Origin of the sequence: Chryseobacterium sp. sg2396, from assembly GCF_042610505.1 — a bacterium.
GTDB lineage: Bacteria > Bacteroidota > Bacteroidia > Flavobacteriales > Weeksellaceae > Chryseobacterium.
The window spans coordinates 1-13,262 of sequence record NZ_JBHGAQ010000004.1; the positions used below are offsets into that span (position 1 = coordinate 1).

General features: G+C 38.7%; 11 protein-coding genes. 4 read left to right on the top strand and 7 right to left on the bottom strand.

From position 1 onward, the window contains the following. Positions 1-22: 22 nt before the first annotated feature. The 4 genes from ACED20_RS05015 to ACED20_RS05030 all read right to left on the bottom strand — a co-directional run bounded on the left by ACED20_RS05015 (position 23) and on the right by ACED20_RS05030 (position 6,363). Positions 23-340, bottom strand: coding sequence for a hypothetical protein (locus tag ACED20_RS05015; protein ID WP_378103681.1), 318 nt, complete (start codon positions 338-340; stop codon positions 23-25). Positions 341-643: 303 nt separating this feature from the next. Then, entirely contained in the window at positions 644-1,183 is a 540-nt protein-coding gene (locus ACED20_RS05020; protein ID WP_294236246.1) for a hypothetical protein, read from the bottom strand. 3 nt (positions 1,184-1,186) lie between these two features. After that, positions 1,187-2,545 carry a hypothetical protein gene (locus ACED20_RS05025; protein WP_294236244.1) on the bottom strand — a complete coding sequence of 453 codons (1,359 nt, stop codon included), beginning with the start codon at positions 2,543-2,545 and terminating at the stop codon, positions 1,187-1,189. 119 nt (positions 2,546-2,664) lie between these two features. Continuing rightward, positions 2,665-6,363, bottom strand: coding sequence for a hypothetical protein (locus ACED20_RS05030; RefSeq protein WP_294236242.1), 3,699 nt, complete (start codon positions 6,361-6,363; stop codon positions 2,665-2,667). A 518-nt stretch (positions 6,364-6,881) separates the two neighbouring features. On the opposite strand from ACED20_RS05030, the gene ACED20_RS05035 reads away from it, so the two are divergent. The 4 genes from ACED20_RS05035 to ACED20_RS05050 all read left to right on the top strand — a co-directional run bounded on the left by ACED20_RS05035 (position 6,882) and on the right by ACED20_RS05050 (position 9,232). Continuing rightward, entirely contained in the window at positions 6,882-7,847 is a 966-nt protein-coding gene (locus tag ACED20_RS05035; RefSeq protein WP_378103684.1) for an ion channel, read from the top strand. Between the two features lie 6 nt (positions 7,848-7,853). Beyond that, positions 7,854-8,342, top strand: a complete 489-nt coding sequence (locus ACED20_RS05040; RefSeq protein WP_294236238.1) for a YkgJ family cysteine cluster protein — start codon at positions 7,854-7,856, stop codon at positions 8,340-8,342. 115 nt (positions 8,343-8,457) lie between these two features. Then, on the top strand, positions 8,458-8,796 hold the full coding sequence (locus tag ACED20_RS05045) for a hypothetical protein (RefSeq protein WP_294236236.1): 339 nt from the start codon (positions 8,458-8,460) through the stop codon (positions 8,794-8,796). Between the two features lie 181 nt (positions 8,797-8,977). Beyond that, positions 8,978-9,232 carry a hypothetical protein gene (locus tag ACED20_RS05050; protein ID WP_378103685.1) on the top strand — a complete coding sequence of 85 codons (255 nt, stop codon included), beginning with the start codon at positions 8,978-8,980 and terminating at the stop codon, positions 9,230-9,232. Positions 9,233-9,700: 468 nt separating this feature from the next. Here ACED20_RS05050 and gdhA read toward each other — a convergent pair whose 3' ends face one another. The 3 genes from gdhA to ACED20_RS05065 form a co-directional block, all read right to left on the bottom strand. After that, entirely contained in the window at positions 9,701-11,059 is a 1,359-nt protein-coding gene (gene gdhA / locus ACED20_RS05055) for an NADP-specific glutamate dehydrogenase (RefSeq protein ID WP_294199597.1), read from the bottom strand. Between the two features lie 190 nt (positions 11,060-11,249). Further along, positions 11,250-12,359 (bottom strand): DNA-processing protein DprA, encoded by a 1,110-nt coding sequence (gene dprA, locus ACED20_RS05060; protein WP_294236232.1) that lies wholly within the window; start codon positions 12,357-12,359, stop codon positions 11,250-11,252. A gap of 95 nt (positions 12,360-12,454) precedes the next feature. Further along, entirely contained in the window at positions 12,455-13,225 is a 771-nt protein-coding gene (locus ACED20_RS05065; RefSeq protein WP_294199594.1) for a rhomboid family intramembrane serine protease, read from the bottom strand. Positions 13,226-13,262 lie beyond the last annotated feature (37 nt).

A 13,262-nucleotide genomic window follows, 5' to 3' on the forward strand; every position in this document is an offset into this window, starting at 1 on the left:
CCTTTTTTCCAAAGAAAAAAGTTTAAATGACTTCAGTAATAAAAACACAAATTACAGAAGTAATAATTAAAATAAATTTATTGTCTGTTAATAATTTAATTATAAAACCTAAAATAAACATTGTCGGTATTGAAAAATTTAAAATAAATATTAGCATAAAAAAATAAGCTTCCCAAAATGCTCCATCAAATATTGTTTCTTGGAAATTAAAAGAGTAACTCGTAGAATATTGATTAAAAAAAAGATGAACAAATGTTGAAATAACACATGTCAAAATCCATACTTTTAACATGAAGATTAAAATAGAAAAACCTGATATTTTTGTACTGAAAGGTTTCATAAAATTTCAATTTTTATACTGTTCTATATTTCCAATGAAATTAACTGGCTTGCTGGATCTTAATTTTTTAAAAAAATTATTAAAATCAATTCTAATAGGTTTTGATTCCATTATAGTTGTTTTTCCTCCATTTTTTCTAATAAATTCAGATACATTTTTTATTAAATTACTACAAGTTGCATCAGCAACTATAAAATAATTTTCTATTGAATACTCTTGTTATCATTTATAAAATAAACTTATGTATAGTGGTAAAAAAAATGACTAGCGGAAGAAATCATAAGAAATTAATAAACTCATCCTCTATTTCGTTACTACTAAATAATTAAATTTTCCATTAATAAAGCAAAGTTTTAAAATACCATATCTATTTTCTTTTTTAATAGCGATTTTAAAAAATTTTTCTTTCATATCAGAATTATTACTTTTTTTGTATTCATAATAAGATTTTTTATAAACTTTACCCAAACTCTCTACCTTTAATGATCGTGTTAATTTTAATCCTTTTAATCTTAAAATAACCTCTTTATTTGGAGAAACGCTTTGAATATAAATTAATTTGGGTGCAGATTCTAAATAATAGAAAGAAAGCCATTTATTTCTCACCAAATAAATAATATCGTTTTGTTTTGAAGATATAAATGGATAATCCAAATCTTTTCCTAAAAAAACATTTCCTTTTGTTTCTGAAGGGTCAATATATTTTTCTAATGTAGAAAATTCAGTAATAAAAAAAGAAGAATTAATTTTTAAGTTTTTAAGTTCTACTGTATCTAATTTTTGCTTTTGAGCATAAAGCAGCGTTGATAAGATTAAATTTAATAATAAAAATAGCTTTTTCATATCTTAATTTTTAGGTTTATTAATTATTACTTCTTTCCAAAACATTGTAAGTCCGTATTGTGCAACTGATTTCAGGCGAATTTTATTCTTATTAGTCATTCCTTTATAATTTGATACTGCAAATTTTCTTTGTGGTACGTTAAAATAAGTCACTCCAAATTTATTTGAAACAACTTTTTTCCAAGAAGAATAGAGTTCATCTGTTATATCCCAACCCATTACGTTTACTTTAAACATAAATCTTCCGTTAGAGCTAATGTCTTTATCTACTGGCAAGTGTGTTTGCTCTGCACCATCCCACTGTTTTGCCCCATTGCTATAATCAGTTCCATCTAACAGTGCATTTATTTCACCTGCAATAGCATATTTCATAGCTATCTTCTGACTTCTTTGAACATCTGTTAGATTTCTAAATTTCACTGCAAAATCAGAATTAACCCCATATGCAACTTTATTTCTTTTATGGACACTTGCAATAGCAAAAATTTCATATTTATCAACAACATTATATGCAACTGAGCTTTCTCCATACGCTGTTGAGGCATGATTTATAAAAGCACTATATGTTGTATTAAGCTTTTTAGCACCAATGAATGTATTTTCCCTATCTCCTTTCTCCTCACAAACATATACATCTGTATTCAATCCGTTCTTTTTACCTGTAACTTTACTCAAAAAAAGACCATCATAATCATAGAAATTACCATTAGTATTTTCCAAGACATTCGTGCTTTCTCCATCACTAATCTCAAAATAAGTTCCTTCCGAATTACTAAAATTTTGTATACCTTCAGATTTATCTCCATTTATAAATATTGTATCTCTATCTTGCTCATCCAAAACTTCAGCATGGAAATACAAATATAATTTCTTTTCTCTTGAATCTTCTATAGTTCTTTTCCATTGTTCAAATTCATTATCACTTTCAGGTCTCAATAAAAAACTTTTCCAGGCAAAATTTTCTAATTTGTTTGCATTGGCATATTTGGAAAAATAATCCTGTCCGTTTTCGTCTTTGTCCTTTGTTCCTTTTCCTACAGTAATAGTAATACTTCCACTTCTATCCTGATTTTTAAAAATTACAGGTCGATCCTTATCGGCAATCTGCCTTTCTTTAGCTTGTCGGATTTCAATTTTCAGCTTTTTACCAATTAGATTTTCTGTTCTAGCAACTAAAAATATTTCATCTCCGAGGTTTGCTTTATGAATTTCAGGAAAACGTTTTTTTTGTTTTGGCTTTCCCTCAAGAATATTTTCTAAATCGTCTATTTCAGGCTTAGATAAATATACATCAATAACATTTTTTATTCCATCATTAGGCAGATTTTTATTGTTTCTACTTTCTCTCTCTTCATCTGCCATTATTTTGGCAGAATTTATTCCTATTGGTCTATAGTAATACATGACTTCAGCTTTAAAACTTTCTCACAAACTCCTCTTTTTTCAAGAGGAGTTTGTTAAGAAAGCAGGTTAAAAATTTATTATTTATTGAAAATTGTAGTTATTTCTTTTGGTAATGTTGTAGTTCCATTACTATGAGATAACTGCGCATCCTTGTCAAGGTAGAAACTTGTTTCACCCTCCAATTCTCTAGGATTCTCACAATTCTTAGGATCACTTTCCGGAAAGATTGGAAGAGGTTGATCCACCAGCAAGCCTGTAGATTTATCCTGAAGGATCGTCAGCGTTGTAGGCACTCTCGTAATCCAGTATTTCCCTTGAGGTTTTCCTGTAGGCTGTCTCATCTCGTCTACGATGGACATATACAACGGATCTCCGATCACCGGTACTGCGCCACCGTTCCAGATCAGCCCGGTTTCCAGGAAGAATTGTACGGCTGCTTCGAAGCCCGGCTTTACGGTAACGATAATTCTCGCCATCCCCGCCTGAAGGAAGCTTCTGAACAGTGGGTCCATGCTTTCGGTCAGGTAGAATTCCTGCCAGCTTTTACGGTTCGCCCAATAGTATGGATAAAAAGTATAATCCATAATTTCCCACTCGAATGCCTGCTCCATAAACTTCGCTAAAGCAGCATACTGATCGAGGTTGTCGCTAAGATATACCTGGAAATTATCCATTTTGGTAGTATCATCAGCACCATTGGTGGTTACCTGACCTAACGTGATAAGATAATCTTGCAACAAATAGGCAATACAGTTGTGCTTCAGGGTGTCATGCTCCATATAACGGTAGAAGTTACCTTGTCTTTCTTTTGCTGCCGCTTCTTTTTCTTTTTGTTCGGCATCTAATCTTGCCTGCTCTTCTTGGAATTTTTTGTACGCTTCTTCGTACGCTTTGATAATGGTATTGAAGCTTTCTGTTTTCCAGCTTTGGATAAAGGCATCCGACAGCCTGCAGTTTAAAGTAATCATTAAAGTGACCGTAGATAAATACTTTCCTTTATAAGGTACTTTAACCGTTCCCTCCGTATTGATTCCTCCGATGACACCGAATGAAGTCCCTCCGTCTGATGTATAGGCTATTTCACTTCCATTCGTCGGATGATATACCCATACTTTTGCATTATGCCAACCCTTTGTTCTTTGGTATTCCACTCTTCCGCTTAAACTTACACAAATGTAATTTTGCGGAACGGTATAATCCAGAACGTTTGTATCTCCACTACTTATTTTAGTATCAGAAACCGATTTGTTAGCGTCAGGCAGGCTTGTAAGAGATACACCATAAATCTGTGCCCAGTGCTGGATCTGTTCTACCGTTGCGGACTTTGGATCAGGCATCGTCCATGCTCTTTCAGGCGCCGTTCTAGGATCTACCGGAGCGGTAAGAACCTGGGCTTTAGTGACGGTAAGTGCAAGACGGTGCAGTCTTGAAGGTTCGGGAACCATAAATTCAAACATGGTCCGCTTACCATAGTTGTAAATCTGGTTTTTCATCTTCTTATCGATCCACCGGTAGACTCCGGTAATGTGTTTCGGCTGGGCGGCATCAGGGTTGTCCGTATTGGTAACTTTTCCTCTGTTGTCGAATTCGTGAACATTGGTTTCCGTGTATTCCTTAATGATCTTCTGTACTCTTTCTTCAGAAATCTTGGTAAGCACCCTTTCCATTGCTCTTTCGGTAATTTCCTGGGACTTCATGACCGCCTGTCTTGTACTGTCATGCTGGGCGGTAGTGTTGGCGTACTCTGCTCCCACCTCAAAAAAGGTTTTGCTTGCTCCATAGCTGTATCTTGTATGGGCCGTAATACTCTGGTCTCTTTCCAGTTCTTTTGCCACTTCCGTCTGCATGTCCGTTCTGGACGTTTTGGAAGTATCCGAAATTTTCTCCGTTTCCTGGGATTTTGAAGTTGTGTCCGTAATTTCGGAATAGTCCCGTGCTACGGATGATTTATGCCTCAACTCACTGGCCATGACATTTTCGATATTCGAAACTTCTCCCGGAACGTAAGCATGTACGCTTTGTACAACTTTCAGGTAATCGGCAACCCCCAGTCTTTTAATTCCGAAATTTTTCCTTTTCTGAATCTTAACCACCGCAGGTTCTTCCTGATTTTCAACCGCACGTTTCAGGGTAAGCATTCCGGTAAGGCTCAGGTCACCTTTGGGGTACAGCTGGCCTAGGTCCGCATAGGCCTGGCTTCCGTTATCAAAGATAACCTCGATCCTGAAAGTCATGCTTGCCCGGAACTTATTGATCAAACTGACGGGTAAAGTTATTTTATCATCGACAACCTGAATATTGCTGAAGTTCTCCTCAAAGCTTCCGGCAGAATCTGTCGTTGCAACGATTCTGGCATTGGCCACGCTCCATGAAGCATCGTCCACTTCAAAGGAAAAATTGACGAAACCGCCGGAACCAAGGATCCCGAAAGCATTATGCGCGAAAAAGCTGTAGGCCAGCGGTGTTCTTGCCATCGTCTGAACAACAGGAATGGATGCGCCTCCGATATTCACATACTGTTGCTGCTGAAGCGGAGAATTTTCCAGTGCAGTTTCCAACGATGAAGAAATAGCATTGTTTACTGCATTAATAGCATCACCGTAGGTCTGCAGGCCTTCATCCAGTGTGATCGTTTGAGAGCCTATCTTTAAAGTAGTGTCTGAAAGAATTGCAATACCGATTCTTACCACTTCTTCCGAAGCTCTTTTCTGGTCGAATTCGGCAAAAAGCTTTAAAAACTGATCGAAAGACCCTGGAGAGAGTTTTTCTTTGAGCTCCGGCAGGCTGATCTCGTTTTTATAGGAAAATAAAAATGGCCTAACCTCATATTTTTTCAGCTCTTCGTAATAGCGGATCTTATCGGTTTCCGGTGTTTCCTCCGTGATTCGGCTTTCAATTTCTGCCAGCTTTTTCTCGTATGCATCAAGAGCCTCCCTGTTTTCTTCAACGTACCTCGCATGTTCATCCTGGTAAGCCCTGTCTCTTGACATCTGATATTTCTTCTGAAGCTTTTCCAGTTCTGTACCGAGTTTTTCCAATGCTTCTTTACGATGAAGCGCAGCATCTGCCGTTAATGCAGCCTTTGCTTCGGCTTCGAGTCTCTTTGTTGTTTTCAGAGAGAGCGAAGAGGCGGATAACGAATCTTTTGAAGTGGATGATCCTGCAACCGCCTGCTCTTCGGAGAATAGGCTCTGCGGTAATATAATCTTGCCATCCAGCGCTCTTTCCAACGGTTTTTCTCCGTTAACCTTAATAACTTCAGCATCCGTTAAGTTCATACTTTGGGCAAATCCCAGGTGAATAGCCATTAAAATGTGGCTAATGGTTTCTTTAACATAAAAATCTTTCTGGGTGAGGATCTGATAGATATAGTTGTTCCAAAGCAATGAGAATATTTTTATACCATCCGAAGTAAGTTCCTTGTTGGAATCAATAAGATTCTTGTAGAAATCCCTGGTGTAGGTCCATTCGTCACTTTGCAGCTCTTCTCGTTTAGAGATTTTCCTTCCGATAACCAGTAATCTTCCGAACTCACCCTGCTCGATTTTTTTTTCCGTTTCCAATCCGGCATTGCTGAATCCTATGGCAACTTTCATCATTTCATTCAGCTTAGAAACTCTCGAGGATGCTCCTGCAACCGCTGCATCGAAAAGGCCCGTGGCTCCTTTTGGCCTGTGGATAAAGCCTAAGTTCCGTTCTTTGGTTTCTGTAAGTTGTGGATTTCTTAAGCTTACGAATCTAAAAAGCGTCTGTGACGCATTGTTGTTTGTAGACATTTGTGTAAATTTGTTTTGGTTTTATATAGGTTAAAATTTGAAGGCTCTTTTTAATAGAGTAGACTTCAGGTTTTTAGCCTTATTTTTTTAGGTGGTCTCAGACTATTGATGTCCACCCTGAGTTTTAATATCGAGTTTCATTCGCTGTATTTTTGATATTGCAAATATCCATCGGCATAGCGTCAAAACTCGTCGTATTAAAATTTATTTTCAATTTTTTTATATTTTTTTAATTTCATGCTGAAAAGCAGAATATAAGATTGAATAACTATTAAATTTAATTTGATGCAAAACGTTTAGTTATTTTTAAAATTATCATTAATTTATTTTATATTTCAAAACACTCCTGTACAAGCCTAATCCCGGAAACAGAATAGATTTTCAGCCAAACTTTTGTAAGAAAATTTTTCTCATTTCCATCCGCACAAAGTTTTATCTTTGCACAAAAGGCATCTGGGAAAAAGCAGGATTAAACAACGTCTTTAAGCGGAAGCAGAAAACAAACGGGATTTACATCAATGGCTAAAGGATTTAAAGAGAATATTCAGCAGAAGAATACGGAAAACAGCGGATTTGGCGATAACGCTTCGGGAAGATTCATTAATAAGAACGGGCTTCCGAATGTCAGCCGGAAAGGGGTAAATATCCTCAACCGGTTCAGCTGGTATCACACGATGCTGGATTTATCCACCTTCCAGTTTCTTTCCTATCTGGTGATTGCCTACATTCTGGTGAATATTTTCTTTGCCTTCATTTATTACCTCATTGGAGTGGAACACCTGACGGGAATCGACAAAAGCAATCCCATCAATGAGTTTATCGATGTCTTTTTCTTCAGTTCGCAGACCTTTACGACCGTCGGTTACGGAAGAATTGCACCCGTCGGATTTACCGCGAGCCTGGTGGCCACTTTTGAGGCTTTTCTGGGATTGCTTACCTTTGCCATTGCAACGGGTCTTTTTTACGGAAGGTTTTCCAGGCCGAGAGCTTATCTTAAGTTTTCCGATATTGCGGTTATTACCCCTTTTAAAGAGGGTTCAGCACTGATGTTCCGGCTGGCTCCTTATAAGAATAACGCCCTGACGGATGCTGACGTAATTGTTACGACAGCCATTGAAGTGATGGAAAACGGTGCGCCGAAGAGTAAATTCTACCAGCTGAAAACACAATTAAGCAGGATCAATACCCTGGCGCTGAACTGGACCATTGTACATGTGATCGACGAAGATTCGCCATTTAACGGATTTTCGGAGGACGATTTTAAGAATACGGCTATTGAAATTATTGTTCATATCCGGGCATTTGACGAAGTATTTTCGAATACGGTGGTTCAAAGGACGTCCTATGTGAGCCGCGAGATCATATATGGGGCTAAATTTGTTCCGATGTACTATCCGGATAAGCAGAATCTGTCTACAATTCTGGATCTGGATAAAATTAATGATTATCAAAAAGCAGAGCTTCCCGTACTGGCGGAGAAATAAGAATAAATGGATTTGGAATTCTACAAAAAGCAGGCTTTACAGAAACAGAAGGAGCATAAGAAATTTCTTGACGGACTGAAAAAGAAACCGCCCAAAAACCTTGATTACGTCGTCCAGGAGACCCATGATGGAGTTTTTGAGCGGATCGACTGCCTGCAGTGCGCCAACTGCTGCAAGACGACCGGCCCATTGTACACGGAAAAAGATATTGAACGGATTGCCAGACATCTCCGGATGAAGCCTGCCGATTTTGAAGCCAAATTCCTCCGGGTAGATGAGGACAACGATAAGGTTTTACAGAACCTTCCCTGTTTTTTCCTGAATGACGACAATACCTGCTCCATTTACGATGTACGTCCTAAAGCCTGTAGAGAATACCCGCATACCGACAGAAAAAAGATTTACCAGATCAATAACCTGATGATTAACAATACCATCATTTGCCCTGCCGCGTATGAATTTGTAGAGAGAATTATGAAGAATTTAGCAAAATAAACTCCAGTTCTAAAACTGTCTTAAATAATGATAAAGTGCGTTAAATAAGAGATTTTGATATAATATCCTGTACAATGGCTTCGTTTTAATTAAACAACCATTTAAATATTACATCATGAAAAAATTAGTTTTAACGGCAGCACTTGCCATTGCCGGAATCGTATCAGCCCAGACGGGAACAACAACGCAAAACCAAACGCAGACATCCGCGAACCAGCAGACCGGGCAGCTGCAGCAGAATTCCCAGACGACTTCAAACTCGGGCACGGCTTCTTCACAATCTACTTTGAATCAAAACACCGCAGCGACTGCTACGGTAGAGGCTTACGGGGCTAGCCATTCAACAAATACGGATGCGAATACCGGGATAAATACAGGAATTGCAGCAGATACCACCAAATCTACCATCACTATACAGGAAGAAAAGAAAACCAAAAAGAAAAAGTCTAAGTAAATATTTAAATTCAAAACAAAGTAGAAATGAATTCCGGGATGTATCATTCCGGAATTTTTTCATGATACCCAAAACGTAATTTATCATAATTGGTTATAAATCAAGTTAAAACATAAATTTCCGGTACCATTTTGTACAATAATTGTACTTAACATCATATCACCAAACTTAATAGTACTTTATGAAAAATTTAATGTTAGCAGTAGCTTTCGTAGCTTTCGGTACCATTACCGCATCTGCACAGACCACCCCACAGAAAAAGATGGACACGACCCGTTCTGATACGACCCGTAACAACGGAAATATGGGAACCGGGAATACGAATAATCCCAACGGAACAACCAACAACGATTGGGACAAATCGAAAACCGACACAGCCAACTGGAAAAACAAAGACGGCATGAAGACCGGGAGAAAAATGAAAAAGAAAAAATAATCGATAAGCAAAATACCGGATCCTGGAAATTTTTTCAGGATTTTTTTATGTTCTGGTTTTATAGATTGATATTAAAAATTCCTGGTAATATCTCCACTGAAGATGCTTCCAGCATTCAGCACGCCTACTCCAACCTTTTTAAATATGGCTGTAATTCGAGTTCACGTTACAGTAATATTCACAGCTGCTATTTGCTGAATGAAATGTGTCATGCTGAGCTTGTCGAAGTACCTTTGCGATCAAAAAAAATATACAGCTGCAATATAAACTACTCTTCGCATCCATAGCATTAAAAACTTTTAAGTTCTTAGGTTTCCTTATGCCCATGCAAATAAAATTACAGCCTACAAAAAAAGCGCTGAACTGATTCAACGCTTTCTCCTTTCACTTTTTTACTTTTATCCCATTTATAAATCCCGGGAACAGGTTATACGAAAAAAGGCCGGGAATTTTCCCAACCTTTATATGTTATACGACTCCCTGAGCGAGCATGGCCTCTGCTACTTTTACGAAGCCGGCGATATTGGCGCCTTTTACGTAATTTACATAGCCGTCTTCCTCTTTTCCGTAGTCTCTGCAGGCTTTGTGGATTCCGATCATAATCTCTTTCAGTCTGGCATCTACTTCTTCGGAAGTCCAGTTCAGACGGATTGAGTTTTGTGTCATTTCCAGTCCTGAAGTGGCTACTCCTCCTGCGTTGGAAGCTTTCCCCGGAGAGAACAGTACCTTATTGTCTAAGAAATAATTGATGGCATCCAGGGTAGAAGGCATATTCGCCGCTTCCGTTACGCATACACAACCGTTTTCAACCAATAATCTGGCATCCTCAAGATCCAGCTCGTTTTGGGTGGCAGAAGGGATGGCTACATCACACTTCACTTCCCAAGGACGTTTTCCGGCGAAGAATTCCGCGTTCGGATATTTCTTCACGTAATCTTCTGCTCTGTTATTTCCCGAAGCTCTCAGTTCCAATAAATAATCGATTTTCTCTCCGTCGATTCCGTCTTTATCATATACATAACCGTCCGGTCCGGAAAGCGTTACCACTTTTCCGCCCAGCTCGTTTACTTTTTTAATAACGCCCCATGCTACGTTTCCGAAACCTGAAACCGTCACCACTTTATCTTTGAAGGTCTGTCCGATAGTCTTCAGCATCTGCTCGGCAAAGTATACCACACCATATCCTGTAGCTTCAGGACGGATCAGTGAACCTCCGTAGGCCAGCCCTTTTCCGGTAAGAACCCCCGTAAATTCATTTCTGATCTTTTTATACTGACCGAATAAATACCCGATCTCCCTGGCACCTACCCCGATATCCCCTGCTGGAACGTCGGTTTCAGGACCGATGTGCTTGCACATTTCCGTCATGAAAGCCTGGCAGAAACGCATTACTTCCATATCGGATTTCCCTTGCGGATCGAAATCCGAACCTCCTTTTCCGCCACCCATCGGAAGTGTTGTCAAAGAGTTTTTAAATACCTGCTCGAAAGCTAAGAATTTAAGAACGGAAAGATTTACGGTAGGATGAAAACGGATTCCCCCTTTGTATGGACCGATCGCAGAGTTCATCTGGATTCTGAATCCTCTGTTTACCTGGATTTCTCCTTTATCGTCAACCCATGGAACTCTGAAGATAATTACTCTTTCAGCTTCCGCCATTCTTTCCAGAAGCTTCATGCCCGTGTACTCCTTCTTCGTCATAATGAACGGAATTACTGTTACGGCAACTTCTTTTACCGCCTGTAAAAATTCCGGCTCATTAGGGTTTTTCGCCTCAATTTTAGCTATAAATTCTTGAATTTTCTGGTCAATATTATATTGTTCCATATATTAGGGTTGAATATTATTGTCAACAAATTTAATTTTTTTTTCAAAATTCGCAATACCTCATTTAAAGATTGTTAAAAATTTAATAATAATGTCCCGAAATATTATTAAATCAATAACATCAATGTAATTTTTATTAAAAATTAAATGTTAGGTCTGATATGATGCAATATTAAGAAATCATTAAATATCAGATTGCCAGAAATTGCCTCCCTGAAAACGATTTTACTTTCCCCAAAAGTTCCAATTCTAAAATTACCGGTAAAATCTTGTGGGAAGAAAGGTCTATTTTATCAGCGAGATCATCTAAAGAAATATGGGGATTTTCAAAAATAGCATCAAACACGACTTTTTGATTTCCAGTAAATTGAATGGTAATTTCACTGTACGGAAACAATTCTTCGGTTTTGGCCTGCGGCTTATTAAATCCGAGATCATCCACCAGATCTTTCACAGTAGAAATGGCAGAAGCTTTATGCTGAAAAATGAGATGATTGCAGCCCTGGCTCTGTTTATCCGTAATCTTTCCGGGTAAGGCATAAACTTCACGGTTGTACACATTCGCGTAGGTCGCCGTACTGATGGAACCTCCTCCAAATGCAGTTTCCACAACAATGGTTGCCGGGGAAATTCCTGCTACGATCCGGTTGCGCTGAATGAAATTTTCACGGTCCGGCTTTCGGGACGAATTAAACTCCGTCAGCAGGCAGCCGCCTTCTTCCATGATTTTTTCTGCCAGTTTTCTGTTTTTTGAAGGATAAAGCGTATGGAATCCGTGCGCTAAAACACCCACCGTAGGAATATGATGATGAAGAGACTGCTCGTGTACTTCTTTATCAACGCCCAGGGCAAGACCGCTCACCGATATAAAATCGCAGCACTTCGCTTCTTCAAAAAAATCTTGGATAAATTGCTTTCCATAAGGTGTAATATTGCGGGTTCCGACTATGCTTACTGTCTGCCGGGAATGATCGAATGTTCCTTTCTGATAAAGGATTGCCGGAGCATCATCACATTCATTCAGCAAATAAGGAAGTTCATTAAGATACCTTACATTGATTTTAATGTTGTTTTTTTCACAGAATTTAAGCTCTTCTTCAGCAAATTTAAGATGTTCAGGATTTTCAATGTCCGAAATGATTTTTTTGCCGAACCCGTCAAGCTTTTTGTATTCTTTCCTCGCATTTTCCCATGCTGTTTTAGCACTTCCAAAAGTACGGACAAGTTTATGGAAATTAATATCTCCGATCAGGTTGGATTCACGTAAAGCGATGGAATACAGGTGTTCCTCAGAATACATTTGTGCTGTTTTTTACAAATGTAGAAAATTTTTAATTTCTTTCAAAAGGCCGGAAGAGGGAAAGCCTGAGATTTTTAATTAGCTGATATAAAAATTTATTTTCCCCTTAATTCATCCAGCCGGTCCCAGATATCATCTTTCTTTTTATACGGCAGCTCCATAAAATCTTCAGGATGGTTTTCCTTGTATTCCTGCCAGAGCTTATCGTCTTTTTCGCTGTAATAGTTTGGAAACTCCCAGATGAATTTTTTTTTCCTGTCTCCTACCCTTTTAAACATAAAAGCCAGGATAATTCCTACGATAGCCCCGGCAAGATGCGCCTGCCAGGCAATCCTGCTCGGCTCCTGAAGGTTGGAGAACAATTCCTCCGGCAGCATGCCCCATACCAGACTTCCGTAATACAGTACGACCAGCAGGGAAATCGTCAGCAATTTTATACTCCATTTAAAAACCCCGCTGAAAAAAAGGAAAAAGGCCAGAACATACACCACTCCGCTTGCCCCAATGGTACAAGTGTAAAGATAATCGCCGGTCATAATATCGATCGGGGGAAGCAGCCATACCAGAAATCCCGTTGCCAGCCAGCCGATAACAAAGACTTTATTGGCCACCAGCGGATAAAACTCGTACAGCAGAAACATCAGCACTGCGATCGGAATCGAATTTCCGATGATGTGATCCAGGCTTCCGTGTAAAAGCGGAGACGTTACGATTCCCAGCAGGCCTTCCGGCAGCAAAGGAATAATCGCTCCGAAGCAACTTGCAAAAAAGCCGTGCAACTGCAGAAAATAGCCTATCCACATCGCCGAGAGCATCAGCAACGGATTTACAACAGCTCTTTTGGAAATTACATTATTTTTAAACATGAAGATTCTACGTCAAATGAAAAGCCAATGCTAAATT